The sequence below is a fragment of the Bradyrhizobium manausense genome (genome assembly GCF_018130615.1).
Classification (GTDB): Bacteria; Pseudomonadota; Alphaproteobacteria; order Rhizobiales; family Xanthobacteraceae; genus Bradyrhizobium; species Bradyrhizobium manausense_A.
On sequence record NZ_JAFCKB010000009.1, the window covers coordinates 122312 to 143186 of the forward strand.

Annotated in this window: 19 protein-coding genes; 5 read left to right on the forward strand and 14 right to left on the reverse strand. The window is 64.0% G+C overall.

From position 1 onward, the window contains the following. Positions 1 to 3: 3 nt before the first annotated feature. The 3 genes from JQ587_RS18950 to JQ587_RS18960 form a co-directional block, all read right to left on the reverse strand. Complete coding sequence (locus JQ587_RS18950; protein WP_212426239.1) at positions 4 to 933, reverse strand: aspartyl/asparaginyl beta-hydroxylase domain-containing protein; 930 nt, start codon at positions 931 to 933, stop codon at positions 4 to 6. A gap of 145 nt (positions 934 to 1078) precedes the next feature. Beyond that, entirely contained in the window at positions 1079 to 1234 is a 156-nt protein-coding gene (locus tag JQ587_RS18955; RefSeq protein ID WP_212301231.1) for a hypothetical protein, read from the reverse strand. A gap of 151 nt (positions 1235 to 1385) precedes the next feature. Continuing rightward, the gene (locus tag JQ587_RS18960) at positions 1386 to 2309 is read right to left on the reverse strand and encodes a LysR family transcriptional regulator (protein WP_212301232.1); all 924 of its coding nucleotides are present in this window, start codon (positions 2307 to 2309) and stop codon (positions 1386 to 1388) included. A 204-nt stretch (positions 2310 to 2513) separates the two neighbouring features. On the opposite strand from JQ587_RS18960, the gene JQ587_RS18965 reads away from it, so the two are divergent. Beyond that, entirely contained in the window at positions 2514 to 3224 is a 711-nt protein-coding gene (locus JQ587_RS18965) for an SDR family NAD(P)-dependent oxidoreductase (RefSeq protein ID WP_212426240.1), read from the forward strand. 37 nt (positions 3225 to 3261) lie between these two features. After that, entirely contained in the window at positions 3262 to 4485 is a 1224-nt protein-coding gene (locus tag JQ587_RS18970) for a YbfB/YjiJ family MFS transporter (RefSeq protein WP_212426241.1), read from the forward strand. A 20-nt stretch (positions 4486 to 4505) separates the two neighbouring features. Here the strand turns inward: JQ587_RS18970 and JQ587_RS18975 are convergent, their stop codons facing one another. From JQ587_RS18975 to JQ587_RS18990, 4 genes are all read right to left on the reverse strand, one after another. Further along, positions 4506 to 5966 carry a flavin-containing monooxygenase gene (locus tag JQ587_RS18975; protein ID WP_212426242.1) on the reverse strand — a complete coding sequence of 487 codons (1461 nt, stop codon included), beginning with the start codon at positions 5964 to 5966 and terminating at the stop codon, positions 4506 to 4508. 160 nt (positions 5967 to 6126) lie between these two features. Further along, the gene (gene ahcY / locus JQ587_RS18980) at positions 6127 to 7548 is read right to left on the reverse strand and encodes an adenosylhomocysteinase (protein ID WP_212301236.1); all 1422 of its coding nucleotides are present in this window, start codon (positions 7546 to 7548) and stop codon (positions 6127 to 6129) included. A 121-nt stretch (positions 7549 to 7669) separates the two neighbouring features. Beyond that, the gene (metK, locus tag JQ587_RS18985; protein ID WP_212301237.1) at positions 7670 to 8866 is read right to left on the reverse strand and encodes a methionine adenosyltransferase; all 1197 of its coding nucleotides are present in this window, start codon (positions 8864 to 8866) and stop codon (positions 7670 to 7672) included. Between the two features lie 60 nt (positions 8867 to 8926). After that, on the reverse strand, positions 8927 to 10282 hold the full coding sequence (locus JQ587_RS18990) for a hypothetical protein (RefSeq protein ID WP_212301238.1): 1356 nt from the start codon (positions 10280 to 10282) through the stop codon (positions 8927 to 8929). A 163-nt stretch (positions 10283 to 10445) separates the two neighbouring features. On the opposite strand from JQ587_RS18990, the gene JQ587_RS18995 reads away from it, so the two are divergent. Further along, complete coding sequence (locus JQ587_RS18995; RefSeq protein WP_212426243.1) at positions 10446 to 12164, forward strand: caspase family protein; 1719 nt, start codon at positions 10446 to 10448, stop codon at positions 12162 to 12164. Here JQ587_RS18995 and JQ587_RS19000 read toward each other — a convergent pair whose 3' ends face one another. From JQ587_RS19000 to JQ587_RS19030, 7 genes are all read right to left on the reverse strand, one after another. Further along, positions 12165 to 13301, reverse strand: coding sequence for a flavin-containing monooxygenase (locus JQ587_RS19000; RefSeq protein WP_212301240.1), 1137 nt, complete (start codon positions 13299 to 13301; stop codon positions 12165 to 12167). Between the two features lie 29 nt (positions 13302 to 13330). Further along, positions 13331 to 14449 (reverse strand): cobalamin-independent methionine synthase II family protein, encoded by a 1119-nt coding sequence (locus tag JQ587_RS19005; RefSeq protein ID WP_212301241.1) that lies wholly within the window; start codon positions 14447 to 14449, stop codon positions 13331 to 13333. 23 nt (positions 14450 to 14472) lie between these two features. Beyond that, positions 14473 to 15189, reverse strand: a complete 717-nt coding sequence (locus JQ587_RS19010; protein ID WP_212301242.1) for an ABC transporter ATP-binding protein — start codon at positions 15187 to 15189, stop codon at positions 14473 to 14475. After that, positions 15182 to 15937, reverse strand: coding sequence for an ABC transporter ATP-binding protein (locus JQ587_RS19015; RefSeq protein WP_212426244.1), 756 nt, complete (start codon positions 15935 to 15937; stop codon positions 15182 to 15184). The genes JQ587_RS19010 and JQ587_RS19015 overlap by 8 nt, the downstream gene beginning before the upstream one ends. Beyond that, a complete protein-coding gene (locus JQ587_RS19020; protein ID WP_212301244.1) occupies positions 15934 to 16962 on the reverse strand; it encodes a branched-chain amino acid ABC transporter permease in 1029 nt (342 codons plus the stop codon). The genes JQ587_RS19015 and JQ587_RS19020 overlap by 4 nt, the downstream gene beginning before the upstream one ends. Before the next feature lie 8 nt (positions 16963 to 16970). Then, the gene (locus JQ587_RS19025) at positions 16971 to 17840 is read right to left on the reverse strand and encodes a branched-chain amino acid ABC transporter permease (RefSeq protein WP_212301245.1); all 870 of its coding nucleotides are present in this window, start codon (positions 17838 to 17840) and stop codon (positions 16971 to 16973) included. Between the two features lie 167 nt (positions 17841 to 18007). Continuing rightward, positions 18008 to 19186, reverse strand: a complete 1179-nt coding sequence (locus JQ587_RS19030; protein ID WP_212426245.1) for an ABC transporter substrate-binding protein — start codon at positions 19184 to 19186, stop codon at positions 18008 to 18010. Between the two features lie 513 nt (positions 19187 to 19699). On the opposite strand from JQ587_RS19030, the gene JQ587_RS19035 reads away from it, so the two are divergent. Further along, the gene (locus JQ587_RS19035; protein ID WP_212301247.1) at positions 19700 to 19966 is read left to right on the forward strand and encodes a hypothetical protein; all 267 of its coding nucleotides are present in this window, start codon (positions 19700 to 19702) and stop codon (positions 19964 to 19966) included. Positions 19967 to 20003: 37 nt separating this feature from the next. Further along, positions 20004 to 20873, forward strand: a complete 870-nt coding sequence (locus JQ587_RS19040) for an NAD-dependent epimerase/dehydratase family protein (protein ID WP_212301248.1) — start codon at positions 20004 to 20006, stop codon at positions 20871 to 20873. The last annotated feature ends 2 nt before the right edge of the window (positions 20874 to 20875 follow it).

Sequence of the window (20875 nt, forward strand, 5' to 3'; positions counted from 1 at the left end):
CGATTAGCGCAACGCCGACAGCACGATGAGGCCGAGGATCAGCGCCGTCAGCGAGTACTTCAGCGTGTAGTACACGTTGCGGTTCCACTCCTTGACCTTGCGGCTGCCGAGATGGAGCTCGTAGAGCTTGCCGAACACCTTGTTGAGCACGCCGACATTCTCGCCCTCGACGTTCTGGGTCGCCGATGCCTTGACGATGTGATGGCTGACCCAGCGGTTGATCGCGGTCATGAAGCCGAACTTCATCGGACGCTCGACGTCGCAGAACAGGATGATGCGGTTGACGTCGGTCGCATTCTCCGCGCTGTGAATGAACGTCTCGTCGAACATGAAGGCTTCGCCGTCACGCCAGACACATTCGACGCCGTCGACCAGGATGCGGCACTTGTTCGAGTTCGGCGTGACGAGGCCGAGGTGGTAGCGCAGCGAGCCGGCGAAGGGATCGCGGTGGGCACCGAGCTTGCCGCCCGGCGGCAGCATCGCGAACATCGCGCCGTGCACGCTCGGAATCGACTTGAGCAGCTCCACCGTCTTCGGGCACAGCGTGTTCGCCGAGGGCAGGAAGTCGTCGTACCATTTCAGGTAAAAGCGCTTCCAGCCGCTCTTGAAGAACGAATAGAAACCCCAGTCGTTGTTCTTCGCGGCCGCGCGGATAAAACCTTCGTCGAACAGCCGAACGGCCTCGTCGCGGATGGTCTCCCAATTCTCGCTGAGCGGCTTCAACTCCGGAAACTGCTCGACCGAGATCACGGGCTTGTTCGGCACGGCCGAGCCCGCATACATCAGCACGTTGTAAGGTGCGAGATAGGTCGAGTGATCGCCAAGCTGGCGTGCGAAGCGCAGCCGCTGCTTGCCGCGGAAGTGAACGTAAATCGTCGAAGCCGCAAGCACATACAAAATGACGAGTTGCGGTGCAAAAAGCTGCCTCAGCATTTCCCCAAGTTCCCGAGTGACCCAGCCGGGGACGTGATCTAACGCGCCCCAGCCCGAGCGGCAAGATATTCACCGCTGGGTTGCGTTCACGCTGGGGAGAGTGCGGGAATACAGATTGGGCCGAAACGGACCGAAAACGGCCAACTCACGCCCGCGACAGCGCCTGGAGACCCCTGAAGGTCAGGCGCTTGGGATCGGTGACGCCGGCGAGATAGAGCCGGCGAATGAATGCAATGACGGCGTCGCGGTCGCAATCAGTCAGCGCGACGACGGCGTCGACCGCGATCTTTTGGGCTTCCATTGGGCTCACCTCGGCCTTGCGAGTAACCCCGGCCGAGACAGGCTAGGACTCATCCGTTAATCCGGCGTCAACTGCCCGGGCCGAATGGCCGATTCAGCCTGATGGCCGTATACGCAAAACAACGCATTGGCAGTCGCGGCGGCTGAGACGCTCAGCGTGCGCCGAGGCTCTTCTTGAGCTGCGCAAAATGTTTCTTCAGCCGGGGCACGGCAAAGTCAGTGAAGGCCCGCACCTTCGGCACCGAGAGGCGCCCCTGCGGGGCGATCAGATGTGCCGGCATCTCCGGATCCTCGTCGCCGGCCAGCACGACCGCGAGCTCGCCGCGCGCGACCTGCTCGGCCACCTGATACGAATACAGCCGTGCGACGCCTCGGCCGGCGACCGCAGAAGCCACCGCCGCATAGGTGCTGTTGACGACAAGGCGCGGGGTGAACTGCACGGTACGCGGCGCCGACGAGTCCGCTGGCGGCGCAAAGGTCCATGAATTGGGGAGGTGCGCCATCGCCACGATCTGATGCTTGGCGAGGTCGCCCGGCTCGGCGATGCGCGGATGCTGCTTCAGATAGCGCGGTGCAGCCACCACGACGCGGTTGATCTCCCCGACCCGCATCGCCACCATCGCCGAATCCGCGAGCGGACCGATGCGGAGCGCGATATCGACGCCCTCGTCGATCAGATTGACCGCACGATCGAACAGCAAGAGCTTGGCCGACACGGTCGGATAGGCGTCCAGAAATGCATCGAGGATCGGCCGCAGCACCATCTCGCCAGACACCACGGGGGCCGTGATCGTGAGCAGGCCGCGCGGCGCGGTGCGCGGTCCGGCGGCGATATCGTCAGCCTCCTCGAGCTCGGTGAGCACGCGGCGACAGACCGCGACGTAGCGCTCGCCCTCCTCGCTCAGCTTGATCGACCGCGTGGTCCGATGCAGCAGCTCGGCGCCGACCCGCTCTTCGAGGAAGGCGATGGCGCGGCTGACCGCCGCCGGCGAACGGCCGAGCTTCCGGCCTGCTGCCGCCAGGCTGCCTTCGTCCACCGCAAGGACGAACACCTTCATCGCATCCAGGCGATCCATGCCTTTCCGTCGCTCCGTCGAACTCCAGGGGCAAGCTAGGCGCTTGCCCCCGCCGCGACAACCGGCGCCAGGCCCGGGGCACGCATTCGTACGCGCCGCGAAAGAGTGTCTGCCGGACAGCGCGTATTCGCAGCCGGGCCGTCACCGCGTACCTGAGTGCCCAGGCCAGCCAACGCTGGCACGGATCAACAACAGGAGCCCGTCATGGGTATCGAGCAGAAGGTCGCCATCATCACCGGTGCATCGCAGGGCATAGGCGCCGCCCTGGTGCAGGGCTTTCGCGATCGCAATCATCGCGTGGTCGCAACCGCACGCTCCGTCAAGCCGTCGAGCGACGATGACGTGCTTGCGGTTCCCGGCGATATCGCCGACCGCAAAACCGCCGAGCGCGTGGTGGCGCAGGCCGTTGCCCGCTTCGGCCGTATCGACACGCTGGTCAACAATGCCGGCATCTTCGTCGCAAAGCCGTTCACGCAATACACCGCCGAGGATTATGCGGCGGTGATGGGCACCAACGTCGCCGGCTTCTTCAACATCACGCAGCTCGCGATCGCCGAGATGGAGAAGCAGGGGTCTGGCCACGTCGTCCAGATCACGACCACGCTGGTCGACCACGCCAATTCGAATGTGCCCTCGGTGCTGGCCTCGCTGAGCAAGGGCGGCCTGAACGCCGCGACCAAGTCACTCGCGATCGAATACGCCAGGCGCGGCATTCGCGCGAACGCGGTTGCGCCCGGGATCATCAAGTCGCCCATGCACCCGGTCGCAACGCACGCAGAGTACGGCGCGATGCATCCCGTCGGCCGCATGGGCGAGATGTCCGACATCGTCGATGCCGTGCTGTATCTCGAGGGCGCCTCTTTCGTCACCGGCGAGATCCTGCACGTCGATGGCGGCCAGAGCGCCGGCCATTGAGAGCCGGCCGGGCCAAGCAGATACGCAGGAGATCGACATGACCGAATTGAATGCAGACAGCAAACCTCGGATCCGCGCCCGGCCGCATGAGCGGCCGGGCTCAACGTGGCGATACGCCGTTGCCGGACTGTCGGCCTCGCTGGTCGGACTTGGCCTCGCCCGCTTCTCCTACACGCCGCTGATCCCGGCCTTGATCGCGGCAAAGTGGTTCAGCGCCTCCGACGTGGTCTACCTTGGCGCGGCGAACCTCGCCGGCTATCTCGCCGGCGCGCTCGCGGCGCGAGCTGTTGCGGCCCGCATCGGCGCAGTCCGCGCACTGCGGGCGATGATGCTGCTTGCCACACTCTCGTTCTTTGCCAGCGCGGCGCCTGTATCCTTCACCTGGTTCTTCGCCTGGCGCTTCCTCTCTGGCCTCACTGGCGGCATCATCATGGTGCTGGCAGCCTCCGTCATTCTTCCCCATACCTCGCCGGCCCGGCGCGGCATCGTCGGCGGCGTGATTTTTGCCGGCGTCGGTCTGGGCGTCGCTGCATCGGGCACGCTGGTGCCGCTGCTGCTGAGGGAGGGCCTGCAGCAGAGCTGGTACGGCCTCGGCGCGCTCGCGGCCGTGCTAACGCTCGCGAGCTGGTGGAGCTGGCCTGCGGAGGCCAAGACTGCTACTGCGCCTTCGCACCACGCGAAGCAGCATCACACGCCGACGGCCGCCCGCGCGTTGCTGATCCAGTACGGCCTCAACGCGGTGGCGCTGGTGCCGCACATGGTCTTCATCGTCGATTTCGTGGCGCGTGGCCTCGGCCAGGGCATTGCCGCGGGATCGCGCTATTGGGTGCTGTACGGCCTCGGCGCCATCGTCGGCCCACTCATCACCGGCCATCTCGGCGACCGCTCAGGCTTCGGTCCGGCGTTGCGCGCGGCATTCCTGATCGAAGCGGCTGCCGTGCTGCTGCCCACCGTCAGCACCGCGCCGGTGTCATTGATCGTGTCGAGCGTCGTGGTCGGCGGCTTCACACCCGGCATCGTGCCGCTGGTGCTCGGACGCATTCACGAACTCGTGCCGCATTCCACCGAGCAGCAGCGCGCGACATGGAGCCACGCCACCACCAGCTTTGCGCTGTTCCAGGCCGCGGCCGCCTACGGCTTTTCCTGGATCTACGCCCAGACCGGCGGCGACTATCGGGTCCTGTTCGCGCTCGGCGGCGGCGCCGTGGTGCTGGCGCTCGCGATCGACCTTGGCCTCGCGCTCACCACGCGCAAGGCTTAGAAGCGACAGTGATGGCGTGATCAGGAATATCGCATCACGCCGTCGTCGATCTTACCGAAACGCAACGAGACGATGTCGAGCGCATAGTTCTGATACAGCCGCCACGGTTGCTTCGAGCCCTGCTTCGGCATTTTGGCGACCGAGCGCTGCACATAGCCCGAGGTGAAATCGAGCGACGGCTGCGCGGTGATCTCGGGATCGTCATTGTGCGGCATGGCCTGGCGGAAATTGTGCCGGTCCATGTAGTTGATGAGACGGCAGACATATTCGCAGGTGAGATCGCATTTCAGCGTCCAGGACGCGTTGGTGTAGCCGAAGGCCGACGCCATGTTGGGCACGTCGGCGTACATCATGCCCTTGTAGGTCAGCGTGCTCGCAAAATCGACGGCGCGGCCGTCGACGCTGACCTCGAGACCGCCAACGACCTGAAGCACCAATCCTGTTGCCGTGACGATGATGTCGGCAGGAAGCTCGCTGCCGTCCTTCAGACGAATGCCATCGCGTGTAAACCTGTCGATCTCGTTGGTAACGACCGCGGCGCGCTTTTCGCGGATCGCCTTGAACAGATCGCCGTCAGGCACAAGGCAGAGCCGCTGGTCCCAGGGGTTGTAGCGCGGCGTGAAATGGGTGGCGATGTCGTAGTCCGGCCCGAGCGCCATACGCACGCCCCCGAGGATCAGGTTCTTCACCTTGTCCGGCCGCCGCCGGCTGAGCTGGAAGAAGAACATCCCCCACATCACGTTGCGCCAGCGGATGAGGTGATAGGCAAGCCGTGCCGGCAGATTGCGGCGCAATTTGTTGGCGACGGGATCCTGCGCGGGGCGCGACACCACGTAGGTCGGCGAGCGCTGCAGCATGGTGACCTCGGCCGCGGTCTTGGCAAGCTCCGGCACCAGCGTCACCGCGGTCGCGCCGGAGCCGATCACGACGACGCGCTTGCCCGCATAATCGATGTCCTCGGTCCATTTCTGCGGATGCACGATGCGGCCGGCGAAATCCGCAACGCCATTGAACTGCGGCGTATAGCCCGCCTCGTATTTGTAATAGCCCGAGCACATGAACAGGAAATTGCAGGTGAAGCGCACGAGCTCGGCCGCGCCCTCACCCGTGATGCGCTCGACCTCGATGGTCCAGCGCGCATCCGGCGTCGACCACGCCGCGCGCTTGACGCGATGGCGGAAGCGGATGTGCTTGTCGATGCCGTTCTCGGCCGCGGTCTCGCGCACATAGTTCAGGATCTGCGGCCCGTCGGCAATCGCCTTCGGGTCGGTCCACGGCTTGAAGGAATAGCCGAGCGTGAACATGTCGCTGTCGGAGCGGATGCCGGGATAGCGAAACAGGTCCCAGGTGCCGCCAATGCAGTCGCGCCCCTCGAGGATGACGTAGCTCTTGCCCGGGCACTTCGTCTGCAAATGATAGCCCGCGCCGATGCCCGATAGCCCGGCACCGACGATCAGCACCTCGAAATGTTCTTGTTGCATGGTTTCCTCCGCCGGCGGGGATAGTCCGCCCGTCACTGCCGGCCGTCAATCGGCAATTGGCCAGGCAGCAACTGCAAAGCGAGTTGAATTCCAAGGGCCGAAACAACTAAGCCCCGGATCGCTCCGGGGCTTTGCGTCGATGCTCAAGGTGATCCGCGGCTCAGTAGCGGTAGTGGTCCGACTTGTACGGACCTTCCTGCTTCACGCCGATATAGTCGGCCTGATCCTTGCGGAGCTCGGTGAGCTTGACGCCGATCTTGGCGAGGTGCAGGCGTGCGACCTTTTCGTCGAGGGTCTTCGGCAGCACGTAGACTTCCTTCTTGTACTTACCGTCCTTGTTGTTGGCGAACAGCTCGATCTGCGCCAGCGTCTGGTTGGTGAAGGACGCCGACATCACGAAGGACGGATGGCCCATAGCGTTGCCGAGGTTCACGAGGCGGCCTTCCGACAGCATGATGATGCGGTGCTTGTCGGGGAATTCGATCTCGTCGACCTGCGGCTTGATGTTGGTCCACTTCAGATTGCGCAGAGACGCGATCTGGATCTCGTTGTCGAAGTGACCGATGTTGCAGACGATGGCACGATCCTTCATCGCGCGCATGTGCTCGATCGTGATGATGTCCTTGTTGCCGGTCGCGGTGACGAAGATGTCGGCGCGGGGCGCGGCATCTTCCATGGTGGTGACTTCGTAACCCTCCATCGACGCCTGCAGCGCGCAGATCGGATCGACTTCCGACACCATCACGCGGCAGCCGGCCTGACGGAGCGAAGCCGCCGAGCCCTTGCCGACGTCGCCGAAGCCCGCGACCATCGCGACCTTGCCCGACATCATCACGTCGGTGCCGCGGCGGATGCCATCGACCAGCGATTCACGGCAGCCATAGAGGTTGTCGAACTTCGACTTGGTGACGCTGTCGTTGACGTTGATGGCGGGCCACAGCAACGTGCCGGCCTTCTGCATGTCATAGAGACGATGCACGCCCGTGGTGGTCTCTTCGGAAACGCCCTTGATGCTCTTGGCGATCTCGGCGAAATAGCCCTTCGGCTTTTCCTTGAGCTGCTTCTTCAGAAGCGCGAAGAAGACTTCCTCTTCTTCCGAAGCCGGCTTGTCCAGGAAGGCGGTGTCGCCGTTCTCGGCGCGCAGACCGAGATGGACGTACATGGTGGCGTCGCCGCCGTCGTCGAGGATCATGTTCGGGTGACCACCGCCGTGCCAGTCGAACAGTTTTGCGGTGTAGTCCCAGTACTCGGTCAGCGTCTCGCCCTTGACGGCAAAGACGGGAATGCCGGCGGCTGCGATCGCAGCAGCGGCGTGATCCTGCGTCGAATAGATGTTGCAGGAGACCCAGCGAATGTCGGCGCCGAGCGCGGCCAGCGTCTCGATCAGCACGCCGGTCTGGATCGTCATATGCAGGGAGCCGGCGATGCGCGCGCCCTTCAGCGGCTGCTTCGGGCCAAACTCCTCGCGGGTGGCCATCAGGCCGGGCATCTCGGTCTCGGCCAGCGAGAGTTCCTTGCGGCCGAAATCGGCGAGCGAAATGTCCTTGACGATGTAATCGGTGAAGCCGGGCTTCGCGTTCATTGGGGGTTCCTGTTTGTTTGGCTCGTCATTCCGGGCGCTCGTGAAACGAGCGAACCCGGAATCCAGAGGTTCGAGATTCCGGGCTCGCCGCTTTCGCGGCGCCCCGGAATGACGTTGGTGATCAGACTGCGCGCTTCAGCGCCTCGACGAGATCGGTCTTCTCCCAGGAGAAGCCGCCCTCGTTGTCGGGCGTGCGGCCGAAATGGCCGTAGGCGGAGGTACGCGCGTAGATCGGGCGGTTGAGATCGAGATGGGTGCGGATGCCGCGCGGGGTCAGGTCCATCGCCTTGGCGGCGGCCTTCTCGAGTTGATCCTCCGACACCTTACCGGTGCCGTGGGTGTCGATGTAGATCGACAGCGGACGCGCGACGCCGATGGCGTAGGCAAGCTGCAGCGTGCAGCGGTCGGCAAGACCGGCGGCGACGATGTTTTTGGCGACGTAGCGGGCAGCGTAAGCCGCAGAGCGGTCGACCTTGGTCGGATCCTTGCCGGAGAACGCGCCGCCGCCATGCGGAGCCGCGCCGCCGTAGGTGTCGACAATGATCTTGCGGCCGGTCAGGCCGGAATCGCCGTCGGGACCGCCGATGAAGAACTTGCCGGTCGGGTTGATGTGCCAGATGGTCTTCGGGGTGATCCAGTCCTTAGGCAGCGCCTCGCGCACATAGGGCTCGACGATGTCGCGGATCTGCTTGGACGAGATGTCCTCGATCAGATGCTGGTGCGACACCACGATCTCGCGCACGCCGACCGGCTTGCCGTTCTCGTACTGCACGGTGACCTGGCTCTTGGAATCCGGACCCAGCACCTTCTCGCGGCCGGAGTGGCGCGCTTCGGAGATCAGGCGCAGGATCTTGTGGGCATAGAAGATCGGCGCCGGCATCAGGTCGGGCGTCTCGTTGGTGGCGTAGCCGAACATGATGCCCTGGTCGCCCGCGCCTTCTTCCTTGACCTCGCCCGGCTGCAGCGCATCGACGCCCTGCGCGATGTCGGCCGACTGCGGATGCAGCAGGATCTCGATATCAGCAGTCTTCCAGTGGAAGCCCTCCTGCTCGTACCCGATGTCCTTGATCGCGGCGCGCACGACGCTTTCGATCTGCTCGTTGTCCACCGACTTCGGACCGCGGGTCTCACCGGCGATCACCACCTTGTTGGTGGTGGCCAGCGTCTCGCAGGCAGCGCGGATCTGCCACGGGTCGATGCCGGCTTTCGGCCCCTCGCGATAGAACAGATCGACGATTTCGTCGGAAATCCGGTCGCAGACCTTGTCCGGATGGCCTTCGGACACGGACTCGCTGGTGAAGAGATAGGACGCGCGCATCAGTAACCCCTTGTTCCGCCACATCAGGCGGACGTTTGCGATGTTTACCTTTGGATTATGTCAATCACGCCGGCGCGAGATGACGTAGGATTCGTCGAGAAACCAGAGCCCGTTGTACTTTCGCAGCACATCCCTGGCGGCATCCAGAGTGCGGCCGTTTTGAGTCATATCTGTCAACCGGTCGTCCTCAATCTGAGCGACATACACCGCCGCATTCCAGGCTGCAAAGGCCGTCGAGGTTCCGATGGTACCCGTCACCTCGTTGGGCAGCGCTTCCATATCATACCTGAAGATCGAACGGTTATCCGCGTAGGCATTAAAATTTAAGTCGCGGCCCAACGACCCAAGCTCGTACTTAACGGCGCGCAATAGCTCATGACGGCTCACCGAGAAAGGATTTTCTCCGGGCCAGATCGCCTGGATCATTTCCATGCCGGGATCGTGACCGTGGGAGTGGATTCCGATCAGGCGGCCACCCGGCCGCAGCGCCCGCGCCAGCGGTGCAATGATCCGCTTGGCCCGGAAATTGACCGAGGACAGCGCCCGGTATGGCTGGGATGCTATGACGAGGTCGAAATTGGCTTCGGTCTGGCCCGGCCGCGGAATGGTCGAATCGAGCAGGAACCGGTGATCCTCGCGATAGAGCACGAGGACGACGGGCCGCTCGTAGAGAGGCATGGCCGTGCGCGGGCTGATCGCGGCGCGCCAGTTCTGCTCCAGGAAGGGCCGGAGCTCGGCGATCTGCTGCTCGAACTCGCCCGATGAGGCGCCCCGCAGTGGAACCTCGTGCCAAACGGTGGCGGCGGCCGCTGCGGGCGATGCCGGCGTCAGCCAGGGCGCCTCCGAGTAGAACATGTTGGTGAAGACGAACACCGAGGCCGGATGCTCGAAAATGCGGTCGGGCACCTTCTCCAGGGTCAGGCGCAGATCCTCGAGGCTGAGCTCCTTGCCGGCCACGTAGAAAGGCATGTGCGGATAGCGCTGGTGCGTGGCGCGCAGCACCCGCGCCAGTACCGTGCCGTCGCCGACGCCCGCGTCGAAAATGCGCAGCGCCGGCGGCCGCGGATGGATGGTGGAGAGCTCCAGCGCCACGCGGTCGGCGATGACCCGCTTCTCGCTGCAGGTGTGGACGAACAGCAGGTATTTCTGCCGGTTCTCGAAGAAGCGGAAATTGCCGCGTGGATCGCGCTTTTCCGGGGGCACCTGAAGCCCCCGCGGCGGCGGCAGGCCACCGGTCGTCGATGCCGCGATATAGGCCTGGATCCGCTCCAGCGTATCGATGGTAATGCGTTTGCCCTCGCGCAGGCGGTGCACGAGCTTCCCATCGTTCACCGCACGCCGGCCAAAAGTCGATTCCGCCATGTCCGCCTTGCGGCAGAACTCGGTGATTTGGCTCAGGATTTCATCGTTCTTCATGAGTGGGATGGAGGTGGGCAGGAAAGTTTGGACCCACTTCCTAGCAAACTCTGCCCACTCAGGGAATACCCGTGCCTGCTTTACCCCACGTCCGATGACGCAGGCGTGAACCCCGAGGGGTCACCGGGCAACAAACAAGCACTTCTCCTCAAGGAATTCCCCTATGAGCCGCCTGCTTGTCGCGCTCGCCCTGCTCGCTGCCGCCCTATGGTCGGCGCCTGCCTCCGCCCAATCGCGCGGTCAGCTCGGGCCGCTCTGCACCACCGAGACGACGCCGGCGGACCAGATGGTCGACGCCTGCAGCAAGATCATCGCGCTGAAGGTTTTCAAGGGCGGGCAGCTCGCGACCGTCTATTTCTGGCGCGCCGTGGGCTGGAACAAGAAAGGTGACTACGCCCGGGTCATTGCCGACACCACCGAAGCGATCCGGCTGCAGCCGAGCCAGGCGGTCTACAACATGCGGGGCTCGGCCTATTACGACAAGGGCGACTACGACATCGCGATTGCGGATTTCGACGATGCGCTGAAGCTCGGGCCGCCGAGCGGCATCATCTTCCACAACCGCGGCAATGCCTGGCGCGGCAAGGGCGACTACGCCAAGGCGATCGCCGATTACGACATGTCGATCAAGGCCGATCCGAGATCGGCGTTCTCGTTCCAGAACCGTGGCATTGCCAAGGAAGCTCTCGGCGACCTCGACGGCGCGCTCGCGGATATCAACCAGGCCATCCGGCTCGATCCGACGCTGCCGCAGCCGCTGATCAACCGCACCACCATCTGGCGCGCGAAGAACGACCTCGAGCGGGCCATTGCCGACGGCAGCGAGGCGATCCGGCTCGCCAAGGACAAGCCGCCGGTCAACATCATGACACCGCCAAACAGCGTGCTGATCTCCGCCTATACCCATCGCGCACTGGCCTATGAGGCCAAGGGCGACTATGCGCGCGCGAGAGACGATTACAACGCCACGCTCGCGATCGTGGCCTCGGATGCCGGCAGCAAGGCCAATCAGGCCACCGCGAAAGTGCGGCTGTCGCTGGTGACGGATGCAGCCGCGCCGATCCCGCGTGATGCGCCCTTGCCGGCAACGGAGCCGACGGCAGCTCCTGCCCCGCAGCAGACGGGCGCCGCACCGGCGCCCTCGCCTTCCCCGGCCGTTCGCGGCAGCCGCATGGCGCTGGTCATCGGCAACGGCGCCTATGCGCATGTGAAGGCCCTGCCCAATCCGCCCAACGATGCGCGCGCCGTCGCCAGGAGCCTGCGCGATATCGGCTTCACGGTATCCGAGGGCATCGACCTCGACCGCGCAGCGATGCAGAAGATGACGCGGGAGTTTTTGCGGGATGCAGCACGGGCACAGGTAGCCCTGGTCTATTACGCCGGCCATGGCGTGCAGGTTGACGGCCGCAACTATCTCATTCCCATCGACGTCGAGCTCAAGCCCGGCGCGAGCATGACGGAAGCGATGATCGACATGGCCACCATCATGGCCGGCCTCGACGACCAGGTCCGCACCAACATCCTGATCTTCGATGCCTGCCGCAACAATCCGATGGCGCAGCAGATCGCAAGCGCCGGTGGCAATCGCAGCATCGAGAGCGCCTCAGGCCTCGCCGCGCCGTCGAGCCTGGGCGCCGGCGCAACGCTAGGGGCCGGCACGCTGATCGCATTCGCGACCGCGCCGGGTCAGGTTGCGCTCGACGGCGAAGGCGCCAACTCGCCCTTCTCCGCGGCGCTGTCCCGCCACATCGGCACACCCGGCCTCGAAGTGCAGCAGATGCTCACGCGGGTGCGGGCGGAAGTGGTCTCGGGCACGAAGAACAAGCAGGTGCCGTGGTCGAACTCGTCACTGCTGGGCGAGGTCTATCTGGCGGAGAAGTGATCATGCAGCTTGCGAGCGATATCTCTTTGCGCTGTCGGCGATCTGCTGCGCCTCGATACCGATCTCGCGCAACTGTCCCGTGGGCACCGTGATCTGCCCGCAGAAATAAAGCCCCGGTTCCGCGCTCGGCTTGCCCGTCACACGCGGCATGCCGTACGGATCGAAGACGTCGACGACATCCGGGATCAGCGGTCGCAGGTCGGGGCGAAAGCCCGTTGCAAGAATCACGGCGTCGAATTTCTCCATCGTTCCGTCGGTGAACACGACACCATCATTGGTTAAACGATCGATACCGGCACGCACTGCAATGGCGCCGTCCCTGATCTTTGCAAGCGTGCCGATGTCGATCAAGGGTACGCGCCCGTCCTCTTCGACCATCTGCCGTGGTCCCTTTGCCGCGCGACGCAACCCAAGCGTTTCGAAATTGCCGACGGCAAGCCGCAGCACCGGCGCGTTGATCGCATCAACGAGGCGCGCCGGCAGGCGTCGGTACAAGATCGCCCATGACAGGATGGGAAAGCCTAGCAGATCGCGCGGAATGATTTGAACAGGACTGCGCACCGCGAGCCCAACGGAGACGCCGGCATTGGCAAGATCGAGCGCGATCTCACCGCCCGAATTGCCGAAGCCGACCACGAGCACACGACGACCTGTGTAGGGCGCGGGGTTGCGATAGCGGCTGCTGTGGAGAATCTCGCCGGAAAAATCGTCCATGCCCGGCCAGCTGGGGCGATGTGGCGCATCTGCGATGCCGGTGGCGATCACCACGATCGGCGCGACATGTTCCTTCTGTCGCGATTCAACACGCCATTGCGATCCTTCGCGCGTGATACGCGAAACCTCGGCATCGAAGACAGGATTGATCTCAAAGCGGGCCGCGTAGCTCTCAAGATAAGCGACCATCTGCGCGCGCGATGGATAGACCGGATAGCTCGACGGCATCGCCATGCCGGGCAAGCCGGAATGATTGCGGTCGGTATGCAAATGCAGCCGGTCATAATGGCGGCGCCAGACCGCGCCGACTTCGGTGGCCTTCTCCAGCACGGTGGCCCGGAGGCCAGCCGTGCGGAGCGTTGCGGCACAGGCGAGCCCGGCAGGGCCCGCACCGACGACGATCGCATCAGGGTTCGGATCCATGTCTCCTCCCCCTGAGATATTCGAAGGACTTATTTACCCCAGACTTCGTTGGCGATCTCGACCGCGAGGCTGAGCTTCGCCCACTGCTCTTCCTCGGAGAGGATGTTGCCCTCTTCGGTCGAAGCAAACCCGCACTGCGGCGACAGCGCGAGCTGCTCCAGCGGGGCGAACTTGGCGGCCTCCTCCAGGCGACGCTTGATGGCGTCCTTCTTCTCGAGCTCGCCGAACTTCGAGGTGATGACACCGACCACGACGACCTTGTTGCCCTTGGGCAGGAAGCGCAGCGGCTCGAACCCGCCGGCACGATCTGAATCGTATTCCAGGAAGTAGCCGTCGTAATTGGTACCGGCGAGCATGGTCTCGGCCACCGGCTCGTAGCCGCCCGAGGAAATCCAGGTCGAGCGGAAATTGCCGCGGCAGACATGCGTCGTCACCACCATGTCGGCAGGCTTCTCGGCCAGCGCGTAGTTGATGATGCGCGCATAGATCTGCTGCAGGCCGTCGGGATTGTCACCCCGCGCGCGCGCTTTTTCCAGCTCGTCCGGCGAGCAGAGATAAGCCCACACGGTGTCGTCGAACTGCAGATAGCGGCAGCCGGCGTCATAGAACGCCTTCACGGCCTTGCGATAGGTCTTGCCGAGATCCTCGTAGAAGGCGTCGAGATCGGGATAGACGTCCTTGGAGATCGACTTGCGGCCGCCGCGGAAGTGCAGCACGGCCGGCGACGGGATCGTCATCTTGGCGGTGACGTGCGCCTGGTCGGTGTACTTCTTCAGGAAGCGGAAGTGGTCCAGCATCGGATGGTCGTCGGGGAAGTCGAGCTTGTCGATCACCCGAACCGCGTCGTGGCGGGTTTGCACGCCCGCGAACTGGATGCCGGCGTCGGGGTGGAACAGCTCGCAGCCGGTGAGCTTGGCCAGGAAGTCGAAATGCCACCAGGAGCGGCGGAATTCGCCGTCGGTCGCGAGCTTCAAGCCGACAGAGGCCTGCTTGTGCACGACCTTCTCGATCTCCATGTCCTCGACCTTGCGCAGATCGTCGGCCGAGATCTCGCCCTTCTCGAGCTTTGCGCGGGCTTCCTTGATCTTGGCGGGGCGCAGGAGGCTGCCGACCTCGTCGGCACGGAAAGGGGCTTTGGTTCGCTGCATTTCTTGAACTCCCGGGATGTTTTTTAGTGGGCCGCCGCCCCTGCAACGCCGAGATGGCGCTCCAGGACCGACGGGTCGGCCTTCAGCGCGGCGCTCGGGGCGTCGTGGACGATCGTTCCGCGTTCCAATATCACAACGCGGTCGGCAAGCCCGAGAATCTTTTGGGCATTCTGCTCGACGATGATCGAGCAGATGCCGCCTGCCCGGGTGATGGTCCCGATCGCCTTCAGGAGCTCCTCGACGATGATGGGCGCCAGGCCCTCGGTCGGCTCGTCCAGCAGCAGGACCTTCGGATTGAGAGTCAGCGCACGGCCAATCGCCAGCATCTGCTGCTCACCGCCGGAAAGCTGGTTACCAAAATTGCTCCGCCGCTCCTTCAGCCGCGGGAACATCTCGTAGACCTTCTCGACGGTCCAGGGGCCCGGCTGAGCCACTGCGGTCATGTTCTCCTCGACCGTGAGTGAACGGAAGATGTTGCGCTCCTGCGGCACCCAGCCGATGCCGGCACGCGCCCGCTGGTCCGGCCGGAGCGACGTGACATCGGTGCCGGCAAGCCCGACGGTTCCGGAGAAGCGGCGGGTAACGCCGACGATGGAGTTGATCAGCGTCGTCTTGCCGGTGCCGTTGCGACCGAGCAGTGCCAGCACCTGCCCCTCGGCAAGGCGCAGGGACATATTGGGCAGCACCACGGCCTCGCCATAGCCGACACGCAGGGACTCGATTGCGAGCAGGTCAGACATTGACCGCCTCCTCGCCGAGATAGACCGCCTTCACCTGCGGATCGCGCGCGACCTGGTCGGGCGGACCTTCAGTGAGCAGCGCGCCGGAGACCAGCACCGAAATGCGATCGGCGAAGGAGAACACGAGATCCATGTCGTGCTCGATCAGCAGCACGGTGACATCGCGTGGCAGCGCCCCCACCACAGCGAGAATGTCGTGGCGTTCGCTCTCGGGCACGCCGGCCGCGGGCTCGTCGAGCAGCAGCACGCGTGGCTTGGCGGCGATCGCAACCGCGATCTCGAGCAGACGCTGCTTGCCGTAAGGCAGCGTCACGGTCTCCTCGTTCACGACGTCGAGCAGATGGAAGCGCGTCAGGAGATCGGCGATCTCGCCGTTGACGTCGCCGCGCGTGCCCATCCGACGCCACCAGTCGCCGCCATGGCCGAGGCGTTCGGAGACGGCCAGGCCGATGGTCTCTAGCGGGGTCAGGTCCGGATAGAGCTGGTTGATCTGGAATGTACGCGACAGGCCGCGCAGCACGCGCTTGTGCACGGGCAGATCGGTGATGTCCTGGCCTTCGAGCAGGATGCGTCCCGAGTTCGGCTTGAGCACGCCGGTGAGCTGATTGATGACGGTGGTCTTGCCCGCGCCGTTCGGACCGATCAGCGCATGGCGGGCCCCCTGCTCGATTCTGAGCGACAGGTCGCGGGTGACGCGCAGGCCGCCAAAGGTCTTTTCGAGATTTTGCGTTTCGAGCGCGATGGTCATGCGTCGCTCTCCGGCACGGCGACGACGCCCTTGCGCCCCATCACCTGCTTGATGACCAGGTTCGGCACGTACAGCACCCAGCGATGCAGGCGCTGGCGGCCGACCAGCACGATCACGACCAGCACGAGCCCGATCCAGAATTGCCAATATTGCGGGGTGATGGTGGAGAACACTTCCTGCAGCATGCGGAAGATCACCGCGCCGACCAGTCCGCCATAGAGATAGCCGGTGCCGCCGATGACGAGCACCAGCATCAGATCGGCCGAGCGCTCGAAGGCGAACACGTCGAGCGAAGCGATCGCGGTCGTCTGGGTGAACAGCGCGCCCGCGATGCCGGCATAGAACGCCGCGAGCGTGTAGATCGCGATCAGGCGGCGGTTGACGGGGATGCCGATGGCGGCGGCACGCAGCGGGTTGTTCTTGATCGCGCGCAACGACAGGCCGAACGGCGAGTGCACGATGCGGCGGGCGAGCAGAAACAGCACGAACAGCACGGCCAGCGAATAGAAGAAGCCGGCCTTGCCGAACATGTCGAACGGGATCCCGCCGAAGATCGGCTGCATCTCGATGCCTTGCAGGCCGTCGGTGCCGCCGGTGACGTTGGAGAAGCGTTCGGCGAGCGCCTCCAGCAACAGCGCGATGCCGAGTGTCACCATCAGGCGGGTCAGGTCGACGCCGCGGATCACCAGGAAGCTGGTGGCAAAGCCCAGCACCATCGCGGCGAGGCCCGCAACGATCAGCGCCAGCACCGGCTCGTTGATGATGCCATGCAGTGCCAGCAGCCCCGCGGCATAGGCGCCGACGCCGAAGAAGGCGGCATGGCCGAGCGAGACTATGCCGGCATAGCCGAGGATGAGATCGAGCGACATTGCAAACAGCGCCAGCCGCAGGATGTCGGTCATGATGAGATAGCGGGTGGGAAACACGAAGCCGCAAGCGAGCACGACGAGCCAGAAAGCGGCCTCGCCATAGTGCCAGCGCGCATGCCGCTGGGCGTGGAAACCGACGTCGGACGAAGCGCTCATCGGCAAGCTCAACGCGCGGCCGTGCGGCCGAACAGGCCGTTCGGGCGCCAGATCAGGATCACAATCATCATGGTGTAGATCACGAACGGTCCCATCTTCGGCACGTAGTACTTTCCGGCGACGTCGCCGATGCCGAGCAGGAGCGAGGCCAGAAACGGCCCGGTGATCGAGGACGAGCCGCCGACGGTGACCACGATCAGGAAGTAGATCATGAACTTCAGCGGGAAATACGGGTCGAGGCCGAGGATCTCGGCGCTCAGCGCGCCACCGAGGCCGGCTAGTCCGCAGCCGAACGCAAAGGTGAAGGCGAACACCTGAGGCACGTTGATGCCGAGGCCGCTCGCGGCGCGGGGATCGTCGACGGCGGCGCGCAGGCGGCTGCCGAAGCGGGTCTTGGCCAGCACCATCTGCAGGCCGATGGTGAGGAGGCCACAGATCACGATGATCATCAGCCGGTAGCGGCCGATGCCAATGCCGAACAGGTCGAACTGGCCCTGCAGCCCGGCCGGCAGGTTGATGAACACGCGGGAGGAACCCTGAATGTAATCGACGGCTGCGACCGACATGAATGTCAGGCCGATCGTGAACAGCACCTGGTCGAGATGGCTACGCGCATAGAGATGACGATAGAGCGTACGCTCCAGCGCAATCCCGATTGCGGCCGAGGAGACAAAGGCGAGCGGCAGCGCCGCGAAGAACGGCCACCCCATCCGGTTGACCAGCACCATGCAGACATAGCCGCCAGCCATGGCGAAGGCGCCATGGGCGAGGTTGACGAAGTTCATCAGGCCAAGCGTGACCGCGAGCCCGCAAGCGAGCACGAACAGCAGCATGCCGTAAGCAACGCCATCGAACAGGTTGGTGAGGATTGAGGTCATCGTCTCAGCTTGGAGTTGGTCGTCATGGCCGGGCTCGTCCCGGCCATCCACGTTCTTGTCTGGGTCTTGCGTGGATGCCCGGGACAAGCCCGGGCATGACGCTGGAGCGGTTGGCGAGATCCCCGATGCGCGCTAATGCGCGCCCCGGGATGACGCGCTTGCGCGCGTCACTTCTTGGTCTTGCCGAGATCCTTGACCGCCTCGAAGGTCTGGAACTCGACGTTGTAGAGCTCACCGTCGGCCTTCTCGACCTTGCGGATATAGACGTTCTGGATGATGTCGCGCGTCTCCGGATCGATCGAGATCGGGCCGCGCGGACTCTCCCACTTCTGACCCTTCATGGCCTCGACCAGCTTGGTGCCGTCGGTGTCGCCGTTGGTCTTCTTCAATGCCTCGTAGATCAGGTGGATGCCGTCATAGCCGCTCACCGCCATGAAGCCGGGACGCGTGCCGAACGCCTTCTTGTAAGCTGCGACGAAATCCTTGTTCATCTGCGAGGGATGCGCCGCCGAGTAGATGTGCGCGGTCACGGTCCCGAGCACGGCGTCGCCCATGTTGTTGAGGAGGTCGTCGTCGGTGACGTCGCCCGGTCCGATCACCTTGATGCCGGCCTTGTCGAGACCGCGCTCGGCATATTGCTTCATGAAATTGCCGCCCTGGCCCGCCGGCACGAACACGAAGATCGCGTCGGGCTTGGCATCCTTCATGCGCTGCAGGAACGGCGCGAAGTCGGGGTTGGCGAGCGGCGTCTTGACCTCTTCGACCACCTCGCCGCCGCCGGCGGTGAAGTGCTCCTTGAAGAAGTTGAGCGCGTCATTGCCCGGCGCGTAGTCCGAGGTCAGCGTCGCCACCTTCTTGATACCGTTCTTCACCGCCCAGTCGCCGATGATGGTCGAGGACTGCGCGAGCGTGAAGCTGGTGCGCACGATGTAGGGCGAGCGCTCCGTGATGATGGAGGTACCCGCTGCCATCACGACTTCCGGAATCTTGGCCTGCGTCGCCAGCGGCGCGGCCGCGAGCGCTGCCGGCGTCACGCCGAAACCGCCGATGAAATTGACCTTGTCGTTGACGATCAGTTCCTGCGCAGCGGTCTTTGTCTTGTCCGGGATCGCCGCGTCGTCCTTGACGATGATCTCGATCTTCTTGCCGGCGACGGTGTCGCCCTTCTGCTGCATGTAGAGCTTGATCGCGTTCTCGATCTGCTTGCCGGTCGAGGCCTGACCGCCGGTCATCGGCAGGATCATGCCAATCTTGACGGTGTCCTCGGCCTTGGCCGGTGCTACGGCCGTGAGGCCGGCGATGGCGGCAAACGCGGCGGCACGAGAAAACTGTTTACGTTCGAACATCAGATGTCCCTCCCCTTCATTCCTGACCTGTTGTGTGCTGGACCGAGTGCCCGGTCCTTGCCTCACCTTAACCCACGCACGAGCGCTGTCGCGCGTCACATGGCGTCTTTCGCGCCCTCATTGTCAATCGGACGTTTGGCGACCATTCGGCGCAAGCCGTGCGTCCGATGACCAAGCGTGGAAAAACAGTGTCGCGGTTACATCGGGGTAACCCGAACACCTCGACGACCCATTTGTACGAATGTACAAATAAAATGGACCTGTCAACGAAAAAGCCCATGGTCGTGTGCTGGCCGGATTGTCGCGACGGCCCGCAGCCTAGAAATGTCACCGTCGGCGTGGAGGGATGATTTCGTCTTTCGCTTGGAGAATTCGAACATAGGATCGGCAAATATCCTTCGGTATTTTGGTACCCATCTCGAATAAGCCAATTTTACCTTGTTGAAGGCTAACCCTTCCGGACCGCCGGCTTGTCCGGCAGTCTGGCCACCCATCCGATCCCAGCGTCGCACGATGTCCATGCGTCTCCCTTCTTCTCTGTTTCTGATCGTGCTTGCCGCGGGCCTGTCCGGCTGCGGCACGGTCAACGAAAATCTTTCGGCCAGCATGGGCGACTATGTTCCGCAGTGGGCCGGCGGCCTGCCTGCAGACGCTCCGCCGCGACCGGGCACACCGCAATACGCTGCGTGGATGAAGGAACGGGAACAGAAGCGACTCCTCCCCGCCGCAACGCGCGACCAGCCTAAAACCGGCCAGAGCAGGCTTGACCCCGCGCAATAGCGTTGCTTGTAAACGGCGGTTGAGGGCGGGTAACAGAATGCGGGACGACGGCGCAGGCAAGCGGACGGACTGTATCGTCATCGGCGGCAGCGGACTGGTTGGCGGCTATCTCGTCGACCATCTGGCCCGCCGGCATGGGCATGTGTTTGCGGTCTCCCGTTCGCCTCGCAGCGCGACCGCTAGCGTCGGATGGATTCAGGCCGACCTGACGCGGCCGGATACACTGAAATTTCCCGATGTCACGACGCTGTACTGTACCAGCGACGCAATTCTGCTTGCCAAGGCGCTCCCCCTTCTCCTCTCGTCCTCCGTCAATCGTGTCGTGGCTTTGAGCTCGACCAGCGTGCTCACCAAGCAGGATACTGAAGTTGCGGAAGAGCGCGAGACTATCCGAAACCTGACCGATGCCGAACAGACGATCGCCAGGCTCTGCGACCAGCGCCAGGTCAGCTGGACCATCTTGCGACCGACCCTGATCTACGCCGAAGGACGGGACACCAACATCACGCCGCTGTCGCGGCTCATTCGCCGCGTCGGCTTCATGCCCCTCGTCGGTGGCGCGAAGGGTCTTCGGCAGCCGGTACACGCCGAGGATCTCGCGATCGGCGCAATCGCAGCAGCGGAGAGTCCGGCAGCGTCCAACAAATTCTATTCGCTGCCCGGAGCGGAAACGCTGCCCTATCGCGAAATGATCGGCCGGGTGTTTGACGGCATGGGGCGGCCCCGGCGGCTGGTTTCCGTCCCCCCGTGGCTGTGGCGCGTCATCTTTGCGATGGCGAAGCCGCTGTATCCCACGGCAAACGTCGCGATGGGCTTGCGCATGATGAAGGACATGACCTTCGACGCCACGCCGGCGATCGAGGATTTTGGCTGGAGCCCGCGGCTCTTCCGTCCGGTCTTCGACTAGGC